This window comes from Acidaminococcus fermentans DSM 20731, from assembly GCF_000025305.1.
GTDB lineage: Bacteria > Bacillota > Negativicutes > Acidaminococcales > Acidaminococcaceae > Acidaminococcus > Acidaminococcus fermentans.
This window is the reverse complement of record NC_013740.1, coordinates 1,438,783-1,465,525: the sequence shown is the minus strand read 5'-3', so window position 1 is coordinate 1,465,525 and position 26,743 is coordinate 1,438,783. Positions and strand designations below refer to the sequence as shown.

Below are 26,743 nucleotides of genomic sequence, written 5' to 3'. Positions count from 1 at the left end.
ACACCCCCTCCCCTTTTTTTTACATTTCCGTCACAAATCCTTCATGAACCGTTCATTTTAAAAGGTGTACAATAAAACCATAAGAAGTGACTGGCCAGTCCGGTCTCTTTTCTTTTGGTAAAAATCGAAACGGGAAGAAGGAATCTTCAATGCAGAAGAAAATGTTTGCAGTGACGCTGGCTGTGCTGGCATCCGTGGCCTCCATGGGCTTTGCAGCTCCCCAGACCAGCTGGGAACAGGGGGAATGGCAGCTGAACGCAGGAGCCTGGGCTCCCAAAGCCAAATTCGACGGCAATGAATCCAGCACCAAATGGAACTTTGACGGCGGTGTGGGCTACGGACTGTCCGACAAATGGGCTCTGGAATACAACTATCGGGGCCTGAAGACCAAAGCCGGGGATTTCAAGACCGACGGGGACCAGAACGAAGTGAACCTGGTTTACAGCCTGAACAAGAACTGGGCTCTGTTTGGCGGCTGGAACCGGATCAACAATGATTTCGACGGCAGCTACCATGGGCCCCACACCGGCAGCGCTGACAGCGTGATCAACAACGTGGCCCAGTTCGGGGTACGGACCAAATACGACCTGGCCAAAAACCTGGCCTTCTATGCAGAAGGCGCCCTGGGCACCAAGAAGACCAGCCAGTGGGATGCGGGCCTGGCCTACACCATTGCGGACAACTGGGATTTGAACGCCGGCTACCGGTATGTGGATACCAAGCTGAACGATGACAGCAACATCAAATACCGTGGCTTCCTGGTAGGCCTGTCCTACCGGTTCGGAGGCCACAAGAAGGCAGCCCCCGTGGTGGAAGAACCGGTGGCACCGACGGTGGCTGAACCGGCAGCTTCCGCTCATGTGTACAATGACTACTATCTGGACAGCATCCACTTCGATTCCGATGTGGATACCCCGAAAGCTTCCGAAGCGGCCAAACTGGCCAACTTCGTAGCTGTGGCCAAGGCCCATCCGGATTCCACCTTCAAACTGGTAGGGAACACCGACTCCGATGCTTCCAACGCCTACAATGAAGACCTGTCCAAACGCCGTGTACTGAACGTGGCCAGATACGCCAACGACAACGGCGTGGCTGCTTCCCGGATGCAGCTGAACTACAAGGGTGAAAACAACCCTGTATCCTCCAACGCCACCGAAGCCGGCAAAGCCGACAACCGTCGCGTGGATATCTGGGAACATAAATAATTAAGAAAAAGGGGACTGTTGCAGGAGCAACGGTCCCCTTTGGTCGCGGCCCGTGGCTGGGGTGTGGCAGGTTTCCTGTCACACCCCTTTCCTTTTCCCCCTCTATCCCCTATAATAACCCTATGAGAAAGGTTGTGATACTTTATGGAACCATTGGAACAGCTTGCCTGGGCAGCCATTGCCTGTGATGCGGGGGATCCCCGGCGGATCCACCATCTGTTGAAAGTCCATGCTTTTGCCCGGCTCATCGGGCTGGAGGAAGGGCTGGATCCTCGGACCCAGTTCCGCCTGGAAGCCGCCGCTTACCTCCATGACATCGGCATCCACGAAGGAGAACGCCGGTACGGCCACTGCACCGGGAAAATCCAGGAAGAACTGGGGCCCGGGGTGGCTCAGCCCATCCTGGACAAGGCCGGCATCACCGGGGAAGACGCGGAACGGATCAAATGGCTCATCGGCCATCACCACACCTATGCCAGTATCGACGGGCCCGACGCCCAGATCCTGGCGGAAGCGGACATGCTGGTGAACCCCTACGAGGACGGCACCGACCGGCAGCAGGACGAAGCTCTGTATCAGCGGCTGTACAAGACGGAAACCGGGAAGAAGCTGTTCCGGGAACTGTATCTCACGGACTGGGCTCCGGGGAAGCAGGTGTCTCTCTGAAAGGGAGAAAGGACTCGCTTTAGCGGGCAGAGGGTTTCCCGGAGGGGTAACCCCACCATTGCGCCAGCGCAACGGTCCCCTGCCCCTTTCAGGGGACGGACCAAAAAGGAGCAGCAATACCATGACAGAACAGCAGACGGACGGGAACTTTTCTCCGGATTCCCGGAAAACAGAACAGGAGCAGGAACGGCTGAAAAAGAAAAAACGGAAAAAGATCGCCCTGGGAGCGGCCCTGGCAGTCCTTGTGGGGGCTGTTTCCGGATGGTATTTCCTGTACTATACCCGCACCCCCCAGTATGCGGTGAAGCTGATCCGGGAATCGGTGAACAAGCACGACATCGTCACCTTCCAGGAACACACGGATCTGACCCGGGTGGTGGAAAAGGGCTATGACGCCATCCTCACCGCCCAGGGGGAGAACGATGTGGAAGATGGCTACACGGAAGGGGAAAAGGACGAAGTCACCCGGCATCTGGAGGAACTGATCCACAACGGGGTGCTTACCGGGGACTGGACCGATTCCTACCGGAAGATCAACCCGGACAAGGTGCTGCCGGTGGACTGGACCGCTCTGAAGGTGAAGGACATCCAGCCCGGGGCCAGGTACCCCCAGGATGCCCTGGTGAACGTCCAGATGGACAACCCTGCCGTGGGGAGCGACACCCTGGTGCTCCACATGCACAAAAATGAAAAAGGGGACTGGCAGCTGGTGGAGATCACCAACCTGAAAGGGTATTACGGGAAGATCCTCCAGAAGGGGACGAAGAAAAAAAAGACCGGACAGGCGGCGGGGGTGGCCGGAGCGGTGCTCCAGGCTGCCCAGGGACTGGAACAGACGCCTCTGGCTCCGGTGTATGAAGTGATCCGGGACAAGGTCCAGGAAGCCGCGGACAGCGGGGATGGAGAGACGGATACCCCGGCTCCCGGCACCCGGAAGAAATCATCCGGGGAAGGCCGTGCCCTGCCGCCGGCGGCAGCGGTACCCGGCAGCACCACCAGCCCCGAGACCCTGGAGCAGCAGCGCAGGGCCCTCCAGAAGGCACTGAACAATCCTCTGGTGGGGAAAGTGGTGAGGACCCTGGTGGACCACCAGGATGAGATCCTGGAGAAACTGGACCAATTGGCCCGGGCCGCCCAGAACGGCCAGGGAGATGCCGCCATCCAGCAGGAAATGGGTAAATACCAGGACCAGCTCCGGACCATCGGAAAGATCCTGGATCTGGCGGCCCGGTGGTTGAATTAGGAACAGGAAAGGAAAAGAGGTGCTGGAGTGAATTGGTGTAAACGTTTTGGGGCTTTTGTGGTGCTGATGATGGGTATTTGTGCACCGGCGGCAGCGGAAAAGATCCTTTTCATTCCCCTGGACAACCGTCCCGTGTCCCTGGCCTATACGGCGGACAGCTTCCGGAAAGCCGGGGTCCAGGTGGTGACCCCGCCGGAAACCCTCCTGGCCAGCGATCGGCAGTCCGGGGACCCGGAAAAACTGGCCTGCTGGCTGGACCAGGAAGCCCGGGGCGCCCAGGGTGCGGTGGTCTCGGTGGATTCCTATATTTACGGGGGACTGGTGCCTTCCCGGACCCATGAACTGGATCCGGCGGTGCTGGCCCGGCGGGCGGGAGATTTGCTGGCCTTCCAGAGCCGCCATCCCGGGGTGCCCCTGTACGCTTTTGCCACCGTGATGCGCTCCCCCAGATGGAGCAGCGCACCGGCAGAACCTGCCTATTATGCCCAGTACGGGCCCCAGATCTTCCGGTGGGGGCAGCTTCGGGACCGGCAGCGGCTGGGGAAGCTGACCCGGAAAGAGAAAAAGGAACTGGCCCAGGTGGAAAAGGAGCTGCCCCTGGATATCCGCCGGGATGTGCTGGAACGCCGGAAAAAGAATCTGTTCGTGCTGAAGGGGCTGACCCGGGGGCTGGAACGGGGAAAACTGGATTACCTGCTCATCGGCCGGGACGATTCCGCTCCCTATTCCGAAGCCCACCGGGATGCGGAAGACCTGGCCGCCTTTGCCGATCCGGCCTTCCGGCACAAATTCCGGAGCTTTTCCGGCGCCGATGAACTGGGGATGGTGCTGCTGAACCGGGCCATGAACAAAGCCCGGGGAGAGACGCCCCTGGTGTATGCCTGGTACAACGGAGGCGCCGGGCCGGCCACGGTGCCCAGCTATGAAGACGGTCCCATCCGCCGGAGCTTCCGGGAACATGTGCTGGCGGCCGGGGGCTTTCCCGCCCGGACGGACAAACGGGCGGATCTGGTGCTGGGGCTCTATACCCCGGCGGACGGGGTGACCCTGGGGGCCGATGTCCCGGCCAACGGGACGGAACTGGATGAAATGGGACGGCAGTTCCTGGCCACGGCCCGGCAGTACGTGGAAAAAGGCCGGAACGTGGGGATCGCCGACGTGGCTTTTGGCAACGGAGGCAGCCGGGCCCTGGTGGAAACCCTCCTCCGGAAGGAAGGGGAACGGGAGCCCCTGGGGTACCGTCTGGGGTCCTATGCCGGATGGAATACTGCCGGCAACAGCCTGGGGTACGCCCTGGGCCAGGGGATGCTCCGGCCGTACCTCAGTGACCGGGACCGGCAGGATCTCCTGACCGTCCGGTACCTGGACGACTGGCTGTACCAGAGCCGGGTCCGCCAGGAAGTCCGGCAGCAGCTGATCTGGCCCAACCAGTGGCCCGACGGGAAACTCACCGATGACCAGACCGCCCGGGCAGAAACCATGATCACTGAAAAAATGGAAAAAGAAGGAACGCCCCTCCTGGGAAAACGGCCGGAACAGTACCGGTACCGGCTCCCCTGGCACAGGACGTTCGAAGTGGCAGTGAAGAATGCAGAGTAAAGAGTGAAGAGAAAAGAGTGAAGAGGGAAGAGGGAAGAGCGGGACGGCGGGAACCCGATGAACGATGAACGACCAACGATAGGGCCGCTGTGAATCAAATACAATCAGGGAGGAAATGCCATGAATTACTATGAAGAAGCCATGGGAATGAAAGAGGAGTTGATCCATCAAAGACGGGACTTCCATGCCCATCCGGAAACCGCCTGGACGGAATTCCGGACCACCTCCATTATCGCCACCGAGCTGGAAAAACTGGGATACGAAGTGAAAATGGGCAGCGAGGTACTGGATGACAGCGCCCGGATGCTGGTCCCTGACGAAAAGACCCTGAAACAGTGTGCCCAGCGGGCCATCAAAGAAGGGGCCAACCCGGTGCTGGTGGACCGGATGAAAGGGGGCATGACCGGCTGCGTGGGCATCATGCATTTTGCCAAACCCGGAAAAACCGTGGCCCTGCGGTTCGACATCGATTCCCTGTTCGTGGCCGAAGATCCGGCCCCCAGCCACCGGCCCAGCGCCCTGGGATTCCAGTCCTGCCATCCGGGGCTGATGCACGCCTGCGGCCATGACGGCCATGCCACCATCGGTCTGGCCGTGGCCAGACTGGTGGCCGCCCACAAGGACCGGATGGCCGGCACCCTGAAAATCTGCTTCCAGCCCGGGGAAGAAGGGGTGGTAGGGGCCAAGAGCATGGTCCAGAGCGGCATTGTGGACGATGTGGACTACTTCATCAGCGGGCACATCGGCCTGGGGGACTACAATGACGGGTCCCTGGTGTGCATGACCAAGGGATTCCTGGCCACGGACAAACTGGATGCGGAATTCAGCGGGGTGCCCAGCCATGCAGGGGCTGAACCGGAAAAAGGGAAGAATGCCCTCCTGGCCGCCGCCCAGGCCGCCATTTCCCTTCATACCATCAGCCGCCACAGCGGGGGCTCCTCCCGGATCAACGTGGGGGTGCTGGAAGCCGGCACCGGCCGGAACGTGGTGCCCGCCAACGGGCTGATCAAATTCGAGACCCGGGGGGAAACCGCCGAAATCAATGATTTCATGGCCAAAGAAGCCAAACGGATGTGTCGGGCCGCCGCCATGCTCTACGACGTGGATGTGAAGATCACCCCCCGGGGCAGCGCCACCTCCTCCAATTCCTCCAGAGAGATGGGGGAAGAGATTTACAGCCTGGTGGAACCACTCAACGTGTACCAGCATGTGGTGAAAGAACAGAAAGTCAGCGGCAGTGAAGACTGCTGCTACTTCATGAGCCGGGTCCAGGAACACGGAGGCCAGGCCGTGTACATGCTCTACGGCACCAAAGAAGCCGCCGGCCATCACCAGAGCGACTTCGACTTCAATGAAGACGTGCTGCCCCGGACCGCCGCCACCATCGCCATGCTGGTGGAGCATTTCGGGAATAAGGAAGAGTGAAGAGGGAAGAGCAGGACGGCGGGGGCGGATCGTCCATTGCAATGCTGTAGGGGGCGCAGGCCGGTTGCCCCGCCAAGGCCGGTTCAGACGTATTCTCCTGCCCGTAGGGGCCGCACGCCGGGCGGCCCGCTTGATGCACGGCCTTTCCATGGGAACCTGGTTCCAGGTTCCTTTCATCGGCCGTTGACCGTTGACAGCTGACAAAGGCCGCCGGAGTTCCGGCGGCCTTTTCTCACAACACCCCACTGCTATCCGTAGTAGTAATATACTTGGCCGGGATGGGGTTGTCCAGGTGATAGAGGATGGTAATGGGCTGGCTGCCGCTCCAGCTGGAGAGTTGGGCGGTTCCCAGGAAGGTGTAATTCTGGGATGTGCCCTGGGCGTCTTTTTTCTGTTCCCTAACGAACAGCAGCACAATATTTCCTTTTTCCCGCTGGTGGATGTACCGCTGCCCGGTGGGGGAATCGGGGGTGGTGGCGTTCTGGCTTTGCCAATGGAACAGCCGGTCGTTGATGGAATAATCTTCGTACCGGGTGGATTCGGAGAATTCTTTTTCGGATTTGTTCAACGTGACCAGGAATACATCCGTATCCCGGGTAACTACCTGGCTGTTTTTTTGATGCAGGTATTTCACTCCTTCCCGGACGCTGTTGGGTTTGGCCAGGCCCAGGGCCGCAAAAATCTGGTCCCGGGAATAATTGCAGTATACTTCCAGAGCGCAGGGATAGGGCAGACGGGCCTTTTGGGGCAGCACGGTGAACTGGTCGAACTGGAAAGCCAGTACGGACTGAATCTCCCGGGCCAGTTCCGGGGTCTTTTTCCACAGGGTTACTGCTTCCCAGGGGTCAGCAAGACCGGTCTCCAGCCAGTCTTTACCCCACAGGGTAAACTGCCACATCCGCAGATACTGCTGGGCCACAGGCTCCAGGGCAGCGGGGTGGGTGTTTTCCTGGAAGGCCTGTTGCAAAAAGCTCAGCCAGTGGGGAGAATCCAGGCCCAACAACCGGGGCAGGGCCCGTTCCAATACTTTTTCTTCCGGGGTATCCGGAAAATCCGGGATTACCTGGGCCTGGGCACACAGCCGGGCATAGGTCCGTTTGCCGTTGAAAAAGACTTGGGGCTTTACATTGGCGGCTTTCAGGAACTGGGTCAGGGTGGGTACCTGGTGGTCAGTGGCTTCGTACAGGTCCCGGATACACTCCTGGTAGAATGCATCCCCCCGCAGCCGGGAGCGGATGTTATCCAGGACCCGTTTCTGGGCAATTTCTTCCAGCTGGATGGAACAGCCTTTAGGCACATGGGGGAACCCTTCCTTCAATTCCCGGGGAACGGAAACTGTTTCCCGCCCCACCAAAGCCTGGAACCGGCTGGCGAAATCGTATTTCCGGTTGGCCTGGGCCACAAAGTCCAGGACGGTCAGGCAATCTTTTCCCTGGTCCAGGCGAAGTCCCCGGCCCAGCTGCTGGAGGAACACTGTCATACTGTTGGTGGGCCGTAAAAACAGGATGGTGTTGATGCAGGGAATGTCCACTCCTTCGTTGAACAGGTCCACCACAAACAAGAAGGTCAGAGCTCCGCTTTCTAGCTTTTGCCGGGCACTTTGCCGGTCCTCTTCGGAAGAATGGGCATTCAGGGCCAGGGAGGGGATTCCGTTGTCATTGAAATAGTCCGCCATAAAATGGGCATGGTCCTGGGAGACGCAAAATCCCACGCCGTGGATGTCCTGCCAGTCTGCGGTGTAGCGTTCCACAGCCTGGAGAATGGCCTGGGCCCGGTTATTGGCGGTATGGGATTCCATTACGTACAGATTGGTCAGGGCACCTGTATCGTAATGGCCGTTGGTCCATTTCACATGGGACAGATCCACCGTGTCCGCCACCCCGAAATAATGGAAAGGACACAGCAGCCGTCGTTCGATGGCCGCCGGGAGGCGGATCTCTGCGGCAATATGGTCATCGAACCAGTGGAGGATATCTTTCCCGTCCATCCGTTCCGGAGTCGCCGTCAGCCCCAGCAGGATTTTTGGTTGGAACCAGTGAAGCAGATTTTGGTAGGATTGGGCTGCCGAATGGTGGAATTCATCTACAATGATCATATCGTAAAAATCCGGCTCCAGATGGTCCCACAAGGAAAGGCTGTTGCAGGTCTGGATGGACATGAATACCTGGTCCAGGTGCTCCGGACGGCTGCCCGCCACCGCCAGTTCGCCAAAATTGGGGTCCTTCAACACCTGCCGGAAACAGGAAAGGCTCTGCTCCAGGATTTCTTTCCGATGGGCGATGAACAGCAACCGGGCCCCTTCTGGACGGCTGGCAGCAAAACGCCGGTAATCAAAGGCGGAAATGGCCGTTTTCCCCGTTCCTGTAGCGGCTACAATCAGGTTATGCCAGCGGCCCCGTTCTTTTCGTTCCACGTCCAGAGCGTCCAGGATCACCTGCTGGTAGGGGTAGGGACGAATGGTAAAAGAATAGGAAACTTCGCTGCCCTTGGCTGTTCCCTGGTACCGCTGCTGACGGATGGCTTCCTGGAGCTGGGGCAGGTCCTGGGAGGTATAGGGCTGGAAATCTGTAGAATGCCAATAGGTTTCAAAAGTGGCATTCATTTTGGCCATGATTTCCGGCATGTCCTGCTGGGTCACCTTCATGTTCCATTCCAGACCATCGGCAATGGCCGCATGGGACAGGTTGGAAGAACCCACATAGGCCGTGGAATACCCGCTGTTCCGCTGGAACAGGTACGCCTTGGCATGGAGCCGGGTTTCTTTCACGTTGTAAGAAATCCGGACTTCCGTATTGGGCAATTGGGAGAGCAGTTCAATGGCCTTAGGGTCCGTGGCTCCCATATAGGTGGTGGTCAGCACCCGCAGATGGCCGCCGGCAACTGTAAACGTCCGGAGATAGGGAAGAATTAGCGTAAGACCGGAAAATTTAATGAAGGAAACCAGGAAATCGATCCGGTCACTGGAGGCAATTTCTCGCCGGAGTTCCGACACCATGGATACATCTTTCTGGCTGTTGGTAAAAAGAAATGAATGGGACAGGGAAGTGGCCGGGCGGGGACGATGGGTTTCTTTCAGATGGTTCAGCCGGTGCTGAAGTTCCAGCAGCAGGAAATCTTCCCGGTCCACCTGGCTATCCGCAGCCAGGGCCGGGGCTTTTTCCGTGAGATAGCCGACCAATCCATTGGTCAGGGCCAGTTCCTGTTCCAACAGGCTGTCCCCGTTCTGGTCCGCCAGGTCCTTCAGGCAAAGATGGACCAGCTTCCGGATATAGTCCGACAAATACCCCACCGCTTCTTGGGGATCTACCCTGTCCGAAATGGTGGCCCAGATTTCCTGGTTGTCCAATGCCTGCTGCAACTTTCGTCCCAGTCGTTGAGAAATGACTTTTTCATACAGTCCGTCTTTGTATTCGTCCATGGTCCAGCCTCCCTGTGGTGATAGGGGTATTATAGCATGGATGGTGGAGGGGGTGGCAGGGGAAAAAGGCAGAAGGGCTAGGTAAGAAGTCAGACACGGCCCTGCGGGATGCACGGCCTGTCGATACCGGAACCGTAGGGGGCGCAGGCCGGTTGCCCCGCATAGTTGCAGGTCCCGCCCCAGTCGCCCAGGGGGCAGATATGTTCAAAGGCAGTGCGGAGCATCTGGCGTCAATCGGCCGTTGACAGTTGACCGTTGACAGCTGACAAAGGCCGCCGGAATCTCCGGCGGCCTTTCCATTCGGAAGGAAAACGCCCAGGGCGTTTTCCAACCTACAATAATCCATGCAATTTTCCCAGTTTCTGGATCTGGTCCAGGGAATAGTGGGTGATCCGGGAAATGGTTTCCATGGGGATCTTTTCCCTCAGCATGCCCAGGATGTTGGCTTCCCGTTCTTTTTGACGGCCTTTTTCCATGCCTTTCTGCATGCCTTCTTCTGCTGCTTCTTTTTGGCGTCTTCTGATTTCATCGCTTAAAATCATATATTCTCGCCTCACTTTATCCATACTTTTGACAAGATGGACTTCCTGATCCAGGCTTTCCACGAACCTTCCTTCAGGCGGATGCTTTTGCCCTCCAGACGGAGATCAATGGTTTTTTCGAAACTCTGGTACTGGAGGGAACGGATCTGGATGTTCAGGAACTTTACTGGAAAAAGAAGGTCATTATCGGGCATTTTACCGGCATGAATGGGATTTGGGGAGCCTGATAGCTCCCTTCTTGACTTTTCTTTCCCCCCGTGCTACACTAGAAAAAACTTCAAAGAACCACCTTTTAACCTAGTCCTGTGAGACTAAGAAAGGGACTTTTATCCAGAAGCAATTATTAGAAGCCTTCTTGTCTTAGGACGAGAAGGCTTATTTTTGTTGAACCTGGGTGCGGCAGGGGCCGTTTCCCTGATTCCATCTGTAACTATAGGAGGCTACAACATGACAAAGGCGGCAGTCAGCCTGTCCGGACGGGATATCCTGGATCTTTCCTCCCTGTCCGTGGAAGAGTACGATCTGATCATGCGAACGGCGGCGGAGATGAAAAAGGTCATGAAACGGGACATCAAGAAGCTCCCGTCTCTCCGGGGCAAATCCATCGTGAACCTGTTCTATGAAAACAGCACCCGGACCCGGAGTTCCTTCGAACTGGCCGGGAAGTACCTGGGCGCCGACGTGATCAACCTGAGCACCGGTACCTCCAGCGTGAAGAAGGGGGAATGCCTGAAGGACACCATCCTGACCATGCAGTCCATGGCCTGTGATGCCATCGTCATGCGGCACCCGGTGGAAGGGGCGGCCAAATACGCGGCGGACATTGCCGCGCCGGTGGTGATCAACGCCGGGGACGGGGCCCATGCCCATCCCACCCAGGGACTTCTGGACATGTTCACCATCCTGGAACACGGGAAACAGTTCAAGGGCCTGAAGATGGCCATCATCGGGGATATCCTCTACAGCCGAGTGGCCCGGAGCAACATCGCCGCCTGGACGAAACTGGGGGCGGATGTCCATGTGGCCGGCCCCATGACCCTGATCCCCCACGATATCCAGGAACTGGGTGTGACGGTGCACAAACGGGTGGAAGACGCCATTGAAGGGGCGGATGTGGTGGATGTGCTGCGGATTCAGCTGGAACGCCAGGACAAGGCCATGTTCCCCACCCCCCGGGAATACGCCCGGATCTACGGGGTCAACGAAGAACGGATGAAGCTGGCCAAGCCGGACTGCCTGGTGATGCATCCGGGTCCCATGAACCGGGGCCTGGAAATTTCCTGGGATACGGGCTACAGCGACCAGGCGGTGATCCGGGAACAGGTGACCAACGGGGTCGCCGTGCGGATGGCGGTGTTATTCTTGACGATTATGGGAGGAAAGCCAGTTGAAAACGCTAATTAAGAACGGACGGATCGTTGATCCCAGCCAGCAGCTGGACCAGGTGATGGACCTTCTGGTGGAAGACGGGAAAATCGCGGAAGCGGCGCCTCACATCGATGCAGCAGCGGACGAAGTGTTCGATGCCACGGGCCTGGTGGTGGCTCCCGGCTTCATCGACCTGCACACCCATCTCCGGGAACCGGGGCTGGAAGCCAAGGAAGACCTGGTCACCGGCACCATGGCGGCAGCCCACGGGGGCATTACCCGGGTGGCCTGCATGCCCAACACCAAGCCGGTGATCGACAGCTCCATTGTGGTCAGCGGCATCCAGGAACGGGCCAAAAATGAAGGGTATGTCCACGTGGAAGTGATCGGGGCCATCACCAAAGGGGAAAAAGGCAAGGAACTGACGGAAATGGGCGACATGGCCCAGCGGGGCGTCATGGGCTTTTCCGATGACGGCCACTATGTTTCCAGCGCCCTGGTGATGAACCTGGCGGCCCAGTATGTGAGCGCCTTCGACAAGCCCCTGATCGTCCACGACATCGACGAGGAAATGAACCACGAAGGGTACATGCACGAAGGGGCGGTTTCCGCCCGCCTGGGGGTGCCCGGCATCCCCTCCATCGCCGAAGACATCTGCGTGGCCCGGGATGCGGCCATTGCGGAATACACCGGGGCCCACATCCACATTGCCCACATCGCCAGCAAAGGGGCAGTGGACATTGTCCGGAAGGCCAAGGCCAAAGGGGTGAACATCACCTGTGAAGTGACGGTGCACCACCTGACCCTCACTGACGAGGCCTGTGCCGGATACAGCACGGCCACCCGGGTCTCTCCGCCTCTGCGGAGCCGGGACCATGTGGAAGCCATGCGGGCGGGCCTGAAGGACGGCACCATCGATGCCATCGTCACGGACCATGCGCCCCATGCGCCGGAAGAAAAGGATGTGGAATTCCGGTATGCCCCCAACGGGTTCTGCGGTCTGGAAACCTCTGTGGGGGTCATCCTTACGGAACTGTACCACACGGGAGAGTTCTCCATCAATGAAATCGTCAACAAAATGAGCACCAGCCCGGCCCGGATCATGAATCTGGACGCCGGCAGCCTGGCACCAGGGAAGAACGCGGATATCACCATCCTGGATCTGGACCGGGAATGGACGGTAGATTCCAGCAAGTTCTATACCCGGGGCAAGGTGACTCCTTTTAACGGAAAACACTGCAAAGGCATGGCAGTGGCGACCATGGTCGATGGCCGGTTTGTGATGAAAGACGGTGTAGTATGCAAAAAGTAAAAGGCAAATTGGTATTGAAAGACGGCAGCGTCTATGAAGGGACGCTCTACAGCACCCATAAATCCGTAGGGGAAGTGGTGTTCACCACCGGCATGTCCGGCTATCAGGAAACCCTGACGGACCCCTCCTTCTGCGGGCAGATCGTCATCTTCACCTATCCCCTGATCGGGAACTACGGCTGCAACGACCTGTTCTGTCAGAGCGACAGCTGCTGCTACAAAGGGCTGATCGTCAGCGAACTGTGCGATGAACCCTCCAGCTGGCGGGATGAAGGCACGGTACTGGACTTCCTGGAAAAGAACGACATCCCGGTGCTCACCGGGGTGGATACCCGGGCGCTGACCCGCCGGATCCGCTCCTACGGGACCATCCAGGGCGTGATGGTGCCGGCGGATACTCCGGAAGACGAGATCCAGGCCCTCCTGGCCACTCCGGAAGAACATGACCAGGTGGCCCAGGTGACCACCAAAAAGGTCTACACCATGGGTCCGGAAGACGCCAAATATTCCGTAGCCGTCATGGACTACGGGGTGAAGCGGCACATTCTGGAATGCCTGGTGGAAAAAGGCTGCCGGCTGACGGTGTTCCCGGCGGAAACTCCGGCGGAAGACGTGCTGGCCATCGATCCGGACGGGATCTTCCTGAGCAACGGCCCCGGGGATCCGGCGGACCTGAAACCGGAAATCGAAAACGTGAAGAAGATGATCGGGAAGAAACCCATCTTCGGCATCTGCATGGGGCATCAGGTAATGGCTCTGGCCAACGGGGCCAGGACCAAGAAGATGCTCTTCGGCCACCGGGGCATCAACCAGCCGGTCCGGGACCTGGTGGACCACAAGATCTGCATCACCTCCCAGAACCACGGGTTCATGGTGGACGAGGATTCCCTGAAGGGACTGCCCATTGAAGTGATCAACCGGTCTTTGAATGACAACACCATCGAAGGCCTGCGCTATCTGGACCATCCCACCTTTACGGTGCAGTACCATCCGGAAGCATCCCCCGGTCCCAGCGGCAACGCTTATCTGTTCGACCGGTTTATCAAAATGATGGGAGGGCACTGATATGCCAAAAAAAGAGAATGTAAAAAAAGTCATGGTCATCGGTTCCGGCCCGATCATCATCGGTCAGGCAGCTGAATTCGACTATTCCGGCACCCAGGCCTGCCGGGCCCTGAAGGAAGAAGGGCTGGAAGTGGTGCTGGTGAACTCCAACCCGGCCACCATCATGACCGACGTGCACATCGCCGACCGGGTGTATGTGGAACCCCTGGATGTGGAATTCCTGGAAGCCATCATCGCCAAGGAACGGCCGGATTCTCTCCTGGCCACCCTGGGCGGGCAGATCGGCCTGAACCTGGCCATCGAACTGGATAAAAAAGGCATCCTGAAGAAATACAATGTGCAGCTCCTGGGCACCCAGATCGCCAGCATCATGAAGGCGGAAGACCGGGAACTGTTCAAGGAAACCATGGAAAAACTCCACCAGCCCATTCCCCAGAGCACCATTGTGGAAAGCGTGGACGCCGCCAAGGAATTCGCCCAAAAGGTCGGGTTCCCGCTGATCGTGCGGCCGGCGTACACCCTGGGCGGCACCGGGGGCGGCATTGCCCACAACATGGACCAGCTGGATGACATCACCACCAAAGGGCTGATGTACTCCCTGATCGGCCAGGCCCTGATCGAACGGTCCGTGGCCGGCTGGAAGGAAATCGAATACGAAGTGGTCCGGGACCATGAAGACAACTGCATCACCGTCTGCAACATGGAAAACATCGACCCGGTGGGGGTCCATACCGGGGACTCCATCGTGGTGGCTCCCTGCCAGACCCTGACGGACCGGGAAGTGCAGATGCTCCGGACCGCCGCCATCGACATCGTCCGTGAACTGGGGGTGGAAGGGGCCTGCAACGTGCAGTACGCCCTGAACCCGGACAGTGAAGAATACATCGTCATCGAAGTGAACCCCCGGGTGAGCCGGTCTTCCGCCCTGGCTTCCAAGGCAACGGGCTATCCCATCGCCAAAGTGGCCGCCAAGATTGCTGCCGGGTACACCCTGGACGAAATCGAAAACGCAGTGACCAAGAAGACTTCCGCCTGCTTCGAACCCACCCTGGACTACTGTGTCATCAAGATCCCCCGCTGGCCTTTTGACAAGTTCGTCAATGCCGACCACACCCTGGGGACCCAGATGAAGGCCACCGGGGAAGTGATGGCCATCGAACGGAACATCGAAGCCGGCCTGCTGAAAGCCGTCCGCTGCCTGGAAATCGGCCTGACCCACATGGATATGCCGGAACTCCACAAGCTGACGGACCAGGAAGTCTTTGAAAAAGTCCGGAAAGTGGACGACGAACGGCTCTTTACCATCGCCGAAGCCTTCCGGAGAGGGATGACTGTGGACCAGGCCCACGCCATCACCAAGATCGATGAATTCTTCCTGCGGAAGATCCGCCACATCGTGGAACTGGAAACCCGTCTGAAGAGCGAAGAACTGACTCCGGAACTGCTCCGGGAAGTGAAAAAACGGGGCTTTGCGGATGTGACCATCGGGAAACTGGTGGGCAAGACCGGTCTGGAAATCCGGGCCATCCGGAAAGAATGGGGCATCACCCCGGTGTACAAGATGGTGGATACCTGCGCGGCGGAATTCGACGCGGAAACTCCGTACTACTACTCCACCTACGGGGTGGAAGACGAAGTGGAAGACACCCCCAACAAAAAGGTGCTGGTCCTGGGCTCCGGTCCCATCCGGATCGGCCAGGGGGTGGAATTCGACTACTGCTCCGTCCACTCTGTATGGGCCCTGAAAGACCTGGGCTACGAAACCATCATCGTGAACAACAACCCGGAAACCGTATCCACCGACTTCGATACCGCTGACCGGCTGTACTTCGAACCGCTGACCCTGGAAGATGTGCTGAACGTGATCGACCGGGAAAAACCGGAAGGGGTCATCGTCCAGTTCGGAGGCCAGACCGCCATCAACCTGGCCGGGCCGCTCCATGAATGCGGGGTGAAGATCCTGGGCTCCTCCGTGGACAGCATCGACCGGGCAGAAGACCGGGAACGGTTCGACGAACTCCTGACCAGCGTGGGGATCCCCCGCCCGAAAGGCCATACGGTGTTCGACATCGACGGGGCCCTGAAAGCCGCCAACGATGTGGGCTACCCGGTGATGGTGCGTCCTTCCTATGTGCTGGGCGGCCGGGCCATGGAAATCGTCTACAATGACGAAGAACTGAAATACTACATGAACAACGCCGTGAAGGCGTCCCAGGAACACCCGGTGCTGGTGGACCACTACCTGATGGGCACCGAAGTGGAAGTGGATGCCATCTGCGACGGCAAGGACGTGCTCATGCCCGGGATCATGGAACACATCGAACGGGCCGGGGTCCATTCCGGGGATTCCATCGCCGTGTATCCGCCCCGGACCCTCAGCGAGCATGTGATCGAACAGATCATCGACTACACCACCAAACTGGCCCTGGGCCTGGAAGTCCACGGGATGATCAACATCCAGTACATTGTCCGGGATGACAAGCTGTATGTGATCGAAGTGAACCCCCGGTCCAGCCGTACGGTGCCGTTCCTGAGCAAGGTGACGGGCATCTCCATGGTGGATGTGGCCACCAAATGCGCCATGGGCGTATCCATCCGGGATCAGGGCCTGGAACCGGGCCTGAAGCTGTTCCCGGATTACTATGCAGTGAAGGCGCCGGTATTCTCCTTCAACAAGATGACCGATGTGGACATCACCCTGGGGCCGGAAATGAAATCCACCGGGGAAGTGATGTGCATCGACGCCCAGTTCCCCAGAGCCCTGTACAAGGCCTGCATTGCCGCCGGCACCCACATCCCCAAGAGCGGGGCCATCCTGATCACCGTTGCGGACCAGGACAAGGAAGAAGTGGTGCCCATTGCGGAAGGATTTGAAAACCTGGGCTACGAACTGGTGGCTACCGCCGGTACCGCCAAGTTCCTGGAAGAAAAAGGCATCCATGTGGGCCGGGTGGAAAAGGCCAGCGCCGGCACCCCCAACCTGCTGGATGACATCAAGGAAGGCCGGATCTGCATGGTGATCAACACCCTGACCCACGGCTCCGACGCCACCCGGGACGGCTTCAAGATCCGCCGGTCCACGGTGGAACACGCCATTCCCTGCCTGACCAGCCTGGATACGGCCCGGGCCCTGTACAAGGCCATGGGAGCCATGCGCCGCCGGAATGTGGTGAGTGTGGTGGCCCTCCAGGATCTGAAAACGGAGTAAATCATGGCAGTGTATTTGGATGGAACCATTGTCCGGCAGGAAAAACTGTCGGAAGACATCCGGCTGATGGAGATCCGTTGCCCGGAAGTGGCGGCAGCGGCTCAGCCGGGTCAGTTTGTGACGGTGCGGGTGAATCAGCTCCACGAACCCCTGCTCCGGCGGCCCTTCGGGGTGGCCGGGGCGGACCGGGCGGCGGGGACTTTTTCCCTGATGTACCGGATCGTGGGGGAAACCACGGAGCTGATGGACACCATGGAGGCGGGAGCAACCATCAGTGTGGTGGGGCCTCTGGGCCACGGTTTCCACCTGGGGGCCAAACGGGGTCTCCTGGTGGGCGGCGGCATGGGCCTGGCGCCCCTGCATTTCCTGGCCCAGGCTGACCCGGATCACAAAATGGAAGTGATCGTGGGCGGCCGGACCAGGGCGGAAGTGTTCTGGGCGGACCTGTTCAAGGACAAGACCGCCAGACAGTATGAAACCACCGATGACGGCTCCTACGGGGTGAAGGGCACGGTGAACGCAGTGCTGCCGGGGCTTCTGGCCACGGGACAGTATGACTGCGTGTACGTGTGCGGTCCCAGCCCCATGATGAAGGCCGTGGTGGAAGTGGTGAATCAGTACGGGGTGCCCTGCCAGGTATCCCTGGAAAAATACATGGGCTGCGGCCTGGGTGCCTGCCTCTCCTGCTCCTGCGAGGGCAAGGGCGGCAAACGGATGAAGATCTGCAAGGACGGACCGGTGTTCTGGAGCCAGGAGGTGGTGGAATGGTGAAGCCTTATGAAGATCCCCGGATGCAGGTGGACCTGGCGGGGGTGACCATGAAGACGCCGGTGACCACGGCCTCCGGCACCTTCGGGTTCGGCCTGGAATTCACCGATTTCCTCAACCTGGACCACATCGGCGCCATTACAGTGAAGGGGACCACCCTGAAGCCCCGGCCCGGCAATAAGGGCCAGCGGGTGGTGGAGACCCCGGCAGGGGTGCTGAACTGCGTGGGGCTGGAAAACCCCGGGGTGGAATTTTTCCTGAAGGAAACCCTGCCCCAGCTCCGCAAGGTGACAAAGACCCCGGTGATCGTGAACATCGACGGAGACAGTGCGGAAGACTACGGAACCCTGGCGGAAATGCTGGATGTGGACGGAGTGGATGCCATTGAGCTGAACATCTCCTGTCCCAACGTGGCCCAGGGGGGCCTGGCCTTCGGCACCGACTGCCATGCGGCGGGAGAAGTGGTGAAGGCAGCCAAAGCCCATACCCACAAGCCGGTGATTACCAAACTGTCCCCCAATGTGACGGACATTACGGAAATCGCCCGGGCCGTGGAAGCGGCGGGCACCGATGCCATTTCCCTCATCAATACCCTGGTGGGGATGAAGATCGACATCTGGAAGCAGCGGCCGGTGCTGGGGAATACCGTGGGAGGCCTTTCGGGCCCGGCGGTGCACCCGGTGGCGGTGCGCATGGTGTACCAGGTGGCCCAGGCGGTGAAGGTGCCCCTCATCGGCATGGGCGGCATCAGCAGCTGGCAGGATGCGGTGGAATTCATCCTGGCAGGGGCCACGGCTGTGGCTGTGGGCACCTGCAGCTTTACGGATCCCAGCCTGGCGGAAACCATCAGCCTGGGGATCCAGCAGTATCTGGACCGCACGGGAGCGGCATCTCTGGACGAGATCCGGGGACAGGCCCTGCCGGGACGGAACTGAGGAGGAACGACCCATGGATGCAAGAGACAGACTGATCTGCGCCCTGGATTTCCCCACCTTTGATGAGGCCAAAGCCCTGGTGGAGGAACTGGGAGACGCGGTGACCTTTTACAAGGTGGGGATGGAACTGTTCTACGGAGCAGGTCCGGATATCATCCGCTATCTGAAGGAAAAAGACAAGAAAGTGTTCCTGGACCTGAAGCTCCAGGATATCCCCAATACGGTGGCCCACAGCCTGGCGGTCCTGACCCGGCTGGGGGCGGACATCATGAACGTCCATGCGGTGGGCGGTCCCAAAATGATGGCCGAAGGGATGAAGGCGGTGAAGGAAGCGGCGGCGGAACTGGGCCGGCCCGCTCCCAAGCTGATTGCCGTCACCGTGCTCACCAGCATGGATGAAGCCCAGTGGAAACCCCTGAACTATGCCAGACCCATCGGGGAAGAAGTGCTGGACCTGGCGGCCCTCACCAAAGAGAGTGGCCTGGATGGGGTAGTGGCCTCTCCCCGGGAAGCGGCGGGGATCCGGGAACGGTGCGGGAAGGATTTCCTCATCGTCACTCCGGGGGTGCGCCCGGCCTGGGCGGCCTCCAATGACCAGAGCCGGATCGCCACGCCGGCAGCCGCCATTGGCAACGGATCCACCCATCTGGTGGTGGGACGGCCCATTACCAGGGCGGACAACAAACAGGAAGCTGTACGGAAGATCCTGGAAGAAATGGAAGGAGCTTTTTAACCATGAACGATACGACGGTACTGCATATGCTGGAAGAAACCAACGCGGTGATGCACGGTCATTTTCTGCTGACCAGCGGTCTGCACAGCCCCACTTACGTGGAAAAATTCAATGTGCTGCAGCAGCCCCGGTACACGGAAGCCCTGTGCAAGGAAATCGCCGCCCGGTTCGTCAACGACAACGTGGAACTGGTGGTGGGCCCCATGACCGGCGGCATCCTGCTGGCCTATGAGGTGGCCAAGAACCTGGGCACCCGGTTCTTCTTCACCGAACGGGTGAACGGGAAAATGACCTTCAAGAGAGGGTTCCACATCGAACCGGGCACCCGGGTGCTGATCGTGGAAGACATCGTCACCACCGGCGGCAGCGTGCGGGAAGTGCTGGACGTGGTGAAGAGCGAAGGCGGCGTGCCCGTAGGCGTGGGCCTTTTGGTTGACCGGAGCGGCGGCAAAGTGGATTTCGGCGTCCGCACCGAACCCCTGCTGCGCCTGGATGTGGAAGCCTACAAACCCGAAGAATGCCCTCTGTGCCAAAAGGGCGTGCCCCTGACCCAGCGGGGACGGACGGGGAAATAAAAAATGGGGTGTGAAAAATACTTTTCACACCCCGTCACTAGTCTCTAGTCACTAGTCTCTAGCCGATGGAAGCCAGCTTACGCTGGCAAATTTAAGGCGCTGTGAATGATTTTTTCACAGCGTCTTTTTTTGTGCCTTATTTTGCTTCTTTTTTGTCGTTGCCTTCCACTTCAGCGATGCAGTCGTTGATGTCGGCGATCAGGGCTTCCACGTCGATGCCGTGGGCGGCAGCACCCTGGCCGATGGTCTCGAAGTTGGCGGCCATGCAACCGATGCAGCCCAGACCATACTGCATGAAGATGTTGACGATTTCAGGGTGCATCTGCACCGTTTCAATAATGCTGGAATCAGCAGTAACCTTTTCCATCTGAATCCTCCTTAAGTACATTTAATGGGTATGATTTATTATACCACAGGTTGTCAAGAAAGGGGGAGCCAACGTATCTTCCGCGCCGGGAAGAAATCCGATTATTCTGCGGGGTGCCGGGCCTGCGCCCCCTACGGTTGGAAAAGAACCCGACCATCCAGGAGGGTTCTTACCATCAGCCATTGACCATTGACAATAGACCATTGACAACCAGGACGCCTGCACCCCTGTCTTGTCTGACTTTGCATTGCTTTTTCGGGGAAAACATTCTATAATGGTGAAAAGTGGGTAAAAGTGGCGGATTTTTTCACGGAAAGGGGGCGCGGCCCATGCTGATGGGTGAATTTGAACATGCACTGGACAGCAAGGGCCGTTTGTTCGTCCCGGCGAAAATGCGGGAGAACCTGGGCCCTTCCTTTGTTGTGACCAAAGGGGTGGACGGCTGCCTGGACGTGTATCCCCTGGAAGCCTGGGAGAAGCTGAAGAACAGCTTTGCCCAGAAAATGATGCCCAAACAGAAGATGCGGGATGTGTCCCGGTTCATTTTCGGCGGCGCCTGTGAGGTGGAGCCGGACAAACAGGGACGGATCCTGCTGCCGGCCAACCTGCGGACCTATGCCCGAATCGGGGAAACGGCCCTGATCGTGGGTGTGGGGGGCAAGGCGGAAATCTGGGATGCCCAGCGCTATGCGGATTACACCAAAGCCGTGGAAGGCGATGTGGCGGAACTGATCGAAGAGCTGGATTTTGAGTAAAAATGGAAGCCGGGCGCCTGCTTACGCCCTTGAAAAGGGCGGATATACCGTAATGGAGAAAGTTGGGCTGTGCTGCAGTCTGTCAGATAGAATGAGGAATAGTCATGGAATTTGTCCATAAAAGTGTATTATTGGAAGAAAGTGTACAGTGGGTTGTTACGGATCCCAAGGGGATCTATGTGGACTGCACCCTGGGGGGTGGGGGCCATTCTCACCGGATCACGGAACTGCTGGACCCGGAAGGGCTGCTGATCGGCATTGACCAGGATGAGGACGCCATTGCCGCGGCTACGGAGCGGCTGAAGGACGCCCGGTGCCAGGTGAAGATCGTCCACAACAACTTCCGGAACCTGGACCAGATCCTGGACCAGCTGGGGATCCCCCAGGTGGACGGGATCCTGTTCGATCTGGGGGTGTCCTCCTACCAGCTGGATACCCCGGAACGGGGCTTTTCCTATATGCATGACGGCCCTCTGGACATGCGGATGGACCAGGAAGCCAGCCTGACGGCGGAGCAGGTGGTGAACCGGTACAAAGAGGACGACCTGGCCGGCCTGATCTACAAATACGGGGAGGAACGGTGGGCCAAACGGATCGCCCAGTTCATCGTGGCGGCCCGGAAGGAGCATCCCATCCGCACCACCGGGGAACTGGTACACATCATCAAGGCAGCCATTCCCAAGGGAGCCCGGCAGGACGGTCCCCATCCGGCCAAACGGACTTTCCAGGCCATCCGGATCGAAGTGAATGACGAGCTGAAGATCCTGGACGCCACCATGGAGGCGGCGGTCCATCATCTGAAAAGCGGGGGCCATATCGGGGTGATCACCTTCCATTCTCTGGAAGACCGGATCATCAAGCAGGCTTTCAAACGGCTCCAGCGGGGATGCATCTGCCCGCCGGAGCTGCCGGTATGCGTCTGCGGACGGAAGCCGGAACTGAAGAAACTGAAGGAATTCACCCCCGGCGAGGCGGAACTGGCCGAAAACCCCAGAGCCAGAAGCGCCCGGCTGCGGGGAGCGGTGAAGATCTGACCCGCCATAGAACGAACATCAACCAATAAAGGAGAGGGCAGGATGGTTACCAGGAAGAACGGACGGCCTCCCATGTGGACGTCCCAAAAATATTATACCTATGGTTCTGCCGCCATCCAGGAGGAAGAGGCACCCGTCCCTTCCCGTCCCCGGAAACCGGTGGCGAAACCAAAAAAATCTGCAGAAGGGAAAAATATTGTGCTGCGTCGGGTTGCATTTTTTGCCTGTTTGGTATTATCATTAGTATTCGTGAATGTTGCCCTCAGCGAGCTCTATTTTGTCCGGGCCCAGGCCCTGGTGAAGCTGAAAAACCTGGAAGCCCAGGCCCTGGATGAAAACGAAACCCTGAAGATCGATGTGGAGCGGCTGCGGAGTCCGGAACGGATCACCAGCATCGCTGAGAAGAAACTGGGCATGCAGACCGCCCGGAGCAATATTTATGTAAGGGAGTAGAGCAGCAGTGCTGCTCTGGGGGCCAAGGGCCCTGTCACTGGTCCAATGGCCAGAGACCAGTGACAAGAGATCAGTGACAAAAAAGCGGCCGGATCCGGTCGCTGCCAACAAGGGGGATAAACATGGAAAGAAACCTGCAGGATGTAATCAGACAGCTGCCTGGCGCCGTGGTTACTGGGAATGGGGCAGATCGGACTGTCAGCGATTTGACCATCGATTCCCGGACCGCCGGTCCCGGCAGCCTTTTTATATGCATCAAAGGGGTCAACACCGACGGCCACAAGTATGTGGCCAAAGCGGCAGCCCAGGGGGCGGTGGCAGCCCTGACGGAACAGGAAACGGAAGTGCCGGACGGGATGACGGTGATCCGGGTGCCCAGCACCCAGGAAGCGGTGAAGACCCTGGCACCCTGGTTCTATGACTGGCCCGCCCGGAAAATGCGGATGATCGGGGTCACCGGCACCAACGGCAAGACCACCACCACCAATATTCTCCGGACCCTTCTGACCCGGACCGGCCACAAGGTGGGGCTCATCGGCACCATCAACGTGATGATCGGGGACGAAGTGCGCACCAGCCACAACACCACCCCGGATGTGGTGGATCTCCAGAAGATGCTCTATGAAATGGTGGAAAACCACTGTGACACCTGCGTCATGGAAGTATCCTCCCATGCCCTGGCCCTGGACCGGGTGGCGGGGATCGAATACGATACGGCGGTGCTCACCAACATCACCCAGGACCACCTGGATTTCCACAAGACCATGGAAAACTACCGGGAAGCCAAGGCCCTGCTGTTCACCCGTCTCCATGAAGGGACAAAGCCCAACAAGACGGCGGTGTTCAACAGCGATGACCCCAGCTCGGCCATCATCATGCCCCGGGTGAAGACGAAAATCATGACCTACGGGAAGGGGAAGGACAACGATGTGTATCCCCTGACCTTCCATGTGGCCGCCAGCCATATGGAACTGAACCTCCAGACTCCGGTGGGAGAAATGGACCTGAAGCTGCACATTACCGGGGAATTCAACGTGTACAATGTGATGGGCTCCATCTGCGCCGCCATTGCGGAAGGCCTGACCCGGGAGGACATCATCCGGGGCCTGGACGATTTCGCCGGGGTGCCCGGACGGTTCCAGCTGATCCATGCGGGCCAGCCCTTTACGGTGGTGGTGGACTATGCCCACACCCCGGACGGCCTGGAAAACGTGCTGAAGACTGCCCGGCAGATCACCAAAGGGAAACTGTGGGTGGTCTTCGGGGCCGGGGGAGACCGGGACCGGAAGAAACGGCCCATTATGGGGAAAATCGCCCTGGACCTGGCGGACATTGCCGTGGTCACCAGCGACAATCCCCGTTCTGAAGACCCGGAAGCCATTATCCGGGATATCGAAGAGGGACTGAAAGACAATCCGGAAGGAAAGGAAATCCACAAGATCACCGACCGGCGGGAAGCCATCGAGTATGTGATGGCCCATGCCAAGCCGGATGATGTGGTGATGATAGCGGGAAAAGGCCACGAGAATTACCAGATCCTGAAGGATCGGACCATCCATTTCGACGATGGAGAAGTGGTGCGGGACTTTTTCCAGAAGGGGAAGACCAATGCTTGATGCTGCTTTGCTGAAACGCGCCCTCCAGGTGCCCATGGCCCTGGAAGACGGAGAAGAATTTACGGATGTGGTAACGGATTCCCGGGCCATTGTGCCCGGGTGCCTGTTTGTGGCCCTGAAAGGGGAAAAGTTCGACGGCCACCGGTTCGTGGCCCAGGCTCTGGAGGACGGAGCCCGGGCGGCGGTGGTGTCGGAAGTGCCGGAGGGCGTGGCCGCTGACCGTTGCGTGGTGGTGCCCGATACCCTGACGGCCTACCAGCAGATCGCCAGCCGGTACCGGCTGGACAAAAAAGGCCTGACGGTGATCGCCATTACCGGCAGCAACGGCAAGACTTCCACCAAGGACTGCATTGCCGCAGTGCTGGGGGAAAGATACCGGGTGATCAAGACCCAGGCCAACTTCAACAACGAAATCGGTCTGCCCAAGACCCTGCTGACCATCCGGGAAGACACGGAAATGGCTGTGGTGGAAATGGGCATGCGGGGCCTGGGACAGATCCGGGCCATGAAGCATATCGCCTATCCTGATGCGGCGGTGATCACCAATGTGGGGGATACCCATCTGGAACTGCTGGGGTCCCTGGAAAACATCGCCAAAGCCAAAAGCGAGATCCTGGAAGACTTTACGCCGAAGAACCATGCCTTCCTCAACGGGGATGATCCCCGGGTCAGTGTGATGGAAACCGGTGCCGCAGTGCATACCTACGGCATCGACAGCGACGCTGATGTGAAGGCGGTGGAAATTTCTGCCGACGGGCTCCGGACCGTGTTCACCTACCGGAGCAGGATCACCGGAGCCACCCAGAAGGTGCAGCTGCCCCTGATCGGCCGGCACAATGTGATGAACGCCCTGGCGGCGGTGGCCGTAGGGGAAGTGTACGGGGTCCCCGATGCAGCCATTGCCCGGGGCCTGGAAAACCTGAAGATGACCGGCATGCGCCAGGAGATCCTCCATTTTGGCCCGGTGACGGTGATCAACGATGCTTACAACGCCAGCCCGGCATCCATGGAAGCGGCTCTCCGGACCCTGGGAGATGTGGTGAAAAGCCAGGGGAAGGGCCGGGCCATTGCGGTGCTGGCGGATATGCTGGAACTGGGGGCCCATTCCCAAAGCGGCCATGCCCAGGTGGGGACCTGGTGCAGCCAGTACGGGGTGACGGAACTGGTGTGCTACGGACCGGAAAGCCGGTTTATGGCGGAAGCGGCCCAAAAGGCCGGGGTGCCCGTCCACTATGCCCAGGACCGTGGGGAAGCGGCCCGGGTGCTGGCCCGGCTGGTGCGTCCGGATGACGTGGTGCTGCTGAAAGGCTCCCACGGCATGGAAGTGTTCAAACTGATCGACGAAGTGTTCCGGAAGGGGGATGCAGCATGCTGAGCGGCCTGGGGATCCTGGTGACCTCTTTCGTCCTGACGGCCCTTTTCGGCCGGTTCCTGCTGCCCCTGCTCCACAAATGGCATTTCGGCCAGAGCATCCGGGAATGCGGCCCCAAGGAACATCTGAAGAAAAACGGCACCCCCACCATGGGGGGGCTGATGATGATTGCCGCAGCCATTGTGGCGTCCCTGCTGTGGATCCCCCTGGATTCCCGGACCATCGTGGCCCTGTGGCTGTTTGTAGGCTACGGGATCATCGGGTTCATCGATGACGGCCTGAAGATTTTCTTCAAGCGGAACCTGGGGCTCACCTCCAAACAGAAGATGGCCCTGCAGATCCTGGTGGCCGCCGTATACCTGCTCTATCCCGGGGATGTGACCGTGTACAGCACCCGGATCTGGGTGCCGGTGGTGAATGCCACCCTGGACCTGGGGGCTGGGTACTATCTGTTCCTGCTGTTGCTGCTGGTGGGCACCACCAATGCAGTGAATCTGACTGACGGGCTGGACGGACTGGCTTCCAGTGTGACCATCCCTGTGATGCTGGCCTTTGCCTATATCGGCTTTGCCAGCGGCCTGCTGCCGGAGGCGCTGTTCGCCCTTGCCATCGTGGGCTGCTGCCTGGGCTTTCTCATTTACAACCATCACCCGGCCAAGTGCTTCATGGGGGACACCGGTTCCCTGGCCCTGGGGGGCGCGGTGGCTGCCGTGGCCATCGGGACCCATACGGAACTGCTGCTGGTGGTGATCGGGGGCATCTACGTGCTGGAGGCCCTGTCCGTCATGCTCCAGGTGGGGTATTTCAAGATGACCCACGGGAAGCGGATCTTCCGGATGGCGCCTTTGCACCACCATTTTGAACTGGGAGGCTGGAAAGAAGTCACCGTGGTGAAGCGGTTCTTCCTGGCCAGCTGCCTGTTCTCCCTGCTGGGGGTGGGGATGTATCTGGCCAGGTAAAAGGTCACGGGTCTCGAGTCACGAGTCTCGAGCCGAAGGAGAAATTTGCAGGCAAATTTTTGCATGTAGGAAATTTGACTTTTTCAAGATAAAATGATCGGTACTGTTTCAAGGACGGTACTGATT

The 26,743-nt window shown here is 59.0% G+C and carries 22 protein-coding genes; 19 read left to right on the top strand and 3 right to left on the bottom strand.

Translation table 11 applies throughout. From position 1 onward, the window contains the following. The first annotated feature begins 149 nt into the window (after positions 1-149). The 5 genes from ACFER_RS06750 (at position 150) to ACFER_RS06730 (ending at position 6,138) form a co-directional block, all read left to right on the top strand. Complete coding sequence (locus tag ACFER_RS06750) at positions 150-1,205, top strand: OmpA family protein (RefSeq protein WP_012938673.1); 1,056 nt, start codon at positions 150-152, stop codon at positions 1,203-1,205. A gap of 144 nt (positions 1,206-1,349) precedes the next feature. After that, positions 1,350-1,871 (top strand): HD domain-containing protein, encoded by a 522-nt coding sequence (locus tag ACFER_RS06745; RefSeq protein ID WP_012938672.1) that lies wholly within the window; start codon positions 1,350-1,352, stop codon positions 1,869-1,871. 121 nt (positions 1,872-1,992) lie between these two features. Continuing rightward, positions 1,993-3,114: a hypothetical protein gene (locus tag ACFER_RS06740; RefSeq protein WP_012938671.1), complete on the top strand. Its 1,122-nt coding sequence runs from the start codon at positions 1,993-1,995 to the stop codon at positions 3,112-3,114. 27 nt (positions 3,115-3,141) lie between these two features. Next, positions 3,142-4,713 carry a DUF4127 family protein gene (locus tag ACFER_RS06735; protein WP_012938670.1) on the top strand — a complete coding sequence of 524 codons (1,572 nt, stop codon included), beginning with the start codon at positions 3,142-3,144 and terminating at the stop codon, positions 4,711-4,713. Positions 4,714-4,833: 120 nt separating this feature from the next. Then, positions 4,834-6,138 carry an amidohydrolase gene (locus ACFER_RS06730; protein WP_012938669.1) on the top strand — a complete coding sequence of 435 codons (1,305 nt, stop codon included), beginning with the start codon at positions 4,834-4,836 and terminating at the stop codon, positions 6,136-6,138. 232 nt (positions 6,139-6,370) lie between these two features. Here ACFER_RS06730 and ACFER_RS06725 read toward each other — a convergent pair whose 3' ends face one another. After that, positions 6,371-9,556 (bottom strand): DEAD/DEAH box helicase, encoded by a 3,186-nt coding sequence (locus ACFER_RS06725; protein ID WP_012938668.1) that lies wholly within the window; start codon positions 9,554-9,556, stop codon positions 6,371-6,373. A 332-nt stretch (positions 9,557-9,888) separates the two neighbouring features. Beyond that, a complete protein-coding gene (locus ACFER_RS11835) occupies positions 9,889-10,098 on the bottom strand; it encodes an RpnC/YadD family protein (protein WP_244830022.1) in 210 nt (69 codons plus the stop codon). 447 nt (positions 10,099-10,545) lie between these two features. Here ACFER_RS11835 and ACFER_RS06715 point away from each other — a divergent pair, with 447 nt between their 5' ends. Genes ACFER_RS06715 through pyrE form a run of 8 tightly spaced genes read left to right on the top strand, consistent with a single transcriptional unit; the run spans position 10,546 to position 20,061 of the window. Then, positions 10,546-11,502: an aspartate carbamoyltransferase catalytic subunit gene (locus tag ACFER_RS06715; protein ID WP_012938666.1), complete on the top strand. Its 957-nt coding sequence runs from the start codon at positions 10,546-10,548 to the stop codon at positions 11,500-11,502. Further along, complete coding sequence (locus tag ACFER_RS06710) at positions 11,486-12,778, top strand: dihydroorotase (RefSeq protein WP_012938665.1); 1,293 nt, start codon at positions 11,486-11,488, stop codon at positions 12,776-12,778. Before ACFER_RS06715 ends, ACFER_RS06710 begins: the two co-directional genes overlap by 17 nt. Further along, positions 12,766-13,842 (top strand): glutamine-hydrolyzing carbamoyl-phosphate synthase small subunit, encoded by a 1,077-nt coding sequence (gene carA, locus ACFER_RS06705; protein WP_012938664.1) that lies wholly within the window; start codon positions 12,766-12,768, stop codon positions 13,840-13,842. Before ACFER_RS06710 ends, carA begins: the two co-directional genes overlap by 13 nt. A 1-nt stretch (position 13,843) precedes the next feature. After that, a complete protein-coding gene (gene carB, locus ACFER_RS06700; RefSeq protein WP_012938663.1) occupies positions 13,844-17,050 on the top strand; it encodes a carbamoyl-phosphate synthase large subunit in 3,207 nt (1,068 codons plus the stop codon). Between the two features lie 3 nt (positions 17,051-17,053). After that, positions 17,054-17,821: a dihydroorotate dehydrogenase electron transfer subunit gene (locus tag ACFER_RS06695; RefSeq protein ID WP_012938662.1), complete on the top strand. Its 768-nt coding sequence runs from the start codon at positions 17,054-17,056 to the stop codon at positions 17,819-17,821. Then, entirely contained in the window at positions 17,815-18,753 is a 939-nt protein-coding gene (locus ACFER_RS06690; protein ID WP_012938661.1) for a dihydroorotate dehydrogenase, read from the top strand. The genes ACFER_RS06695 and ACFER_RS06690 overlap by 7 nt, the downstream gene beginning before the upstream one ends. A 13-nt stretch (positions 18,754-18,766) precedes the next feature. Continuing rightward, positions 18,767-19,486, top strand: coding sequence for an orotidine-5'-phosphate decarboxylase (gene pyrF, locus ACFER_RS06685; protein ID WP_012938660.1), 720 nt, complete (start codon positions 18,767-18,769; stop codon positions 19,484-19,486). A 2-nt stretch (positions 19,487-19,488) separates the two neighbouring features. Then, positions 19,489-20,061: an orotate phosphoribosyltransferase gene (pyrE, locus tag ACFER_RS06680; protein ID WP_012938659.1), complete on the top strand. Its 573-nt coding sequence runs from the start codon at positions 19,489-19,491 to the stop codon at positions 20,059-20,061. Between the two features lie 136 nt (positions 20,062-20,197). Here the strand turns inward: pyrE and ACFER_RS06675 are convergent, their stop codons facing one another. Then, the gene (locus ACFER_RS06675; RefSeq protein ID WP_012938658.1) at positions 20,198-20,428 is read right to left on the bottom strand and encodes a DUF1858 domain-containing protein; all 231 of its coding nucleotides are present in this window, start codon (positions 20,426-20,428) and stop codon (positions 20,198-20,200) included. 329 nt (positions 20,429-20,757) lie between these two features. On the opposite strand from ACFER_RS06675, the gene mraZ reads away from it, so the two are divergent. The 6 genes from mraZ to mraY all read left to right on the top strand — a co-directional run bounded on the left by mraZ (position 20,758) and on the right by mraY (position 26,617). Further along, entirely contained in the window at positions 20,758-21,183 is a 426-nt protein-coding gene (mraZ, locus tag ACFER_RS06670; RefSeq protein ID WP_012938657.1) for a division/cell wall cluster transcriptional repressor MraZ, read from the top strand. A gap of 104 nt (positions 21,184-21,287) precedes the next feature. After that, complete coding sequence (rsmH, locus tag ACFER_RS06665; protein WP_012938656.1) at positions 21,288-22,217, top strand: 16S rRNA (cytosine(1402)-N(4))-methyltransferase RsmH; 930 nt, start codon at positions 21,288-21,290, stop codon at positions 22,215-22,217. A gap of 42 nt (positions 22,218-22,259) precedes the next feature. Then, positions 22,260-22,670, top strand: coding sequence for a septum formation initiator family protein (locus ACFER_RS06660; RefSeq protein WP_012938655.1), 411 nt, complete (start codon positions 22,260-22,262; stop codon positions 22,668-22,670). Positions 22,671-22,792: 122 nt separating this feature from the next. Next, positions 22,793-24,286: a UDP-N-acetylmuramoyl-L-alanyl-D-glutamate--2,6-diaminopimelate ligase gene (locus ACFER_RS06655; protein WP_012938654.1), complete on the top strand. Its 1,494-nt coding sequence runs from the start codon at positions 22,793-22,795 to the stop codon at positions 24,284-24,286. Then, the gene (locus ACFER_RS06650; protein WP_012938653.1) at positions 24,279-25,661 is read left to right on the top strand and encodes a UDP-N-acetylmuramoyl-tripeptide--D-alanyl-D-alanine ligase; all 1,383 of its coding nucleotides are present in this window, start codon (positions 24,279-24,281) and stop codon (positions 25,659-25,661) included. The genes ACFER_RS06655 and ACFER_RS06650 overlap by 8 nt, the downstream gene beginning before the upstream one ends. Further along, positions 25,655-26,617 (top strand): phospho-N-acetylmuramoyl-pentapeptide-transferase, encoded by a 963-nt coding sequence (gene mraY, locus ACFER_RS06645; protein WP_012938652.1) that lies wholly within the window; start codon positions 25,655-25,657, stop codon positions 26,615-26,617. Before ACFER_RS06650 ends, mraY begins: the two co-directional genes overlap by 7 nt. Positions 26,618-26,743: the final 126 nt, after the last annotated feature.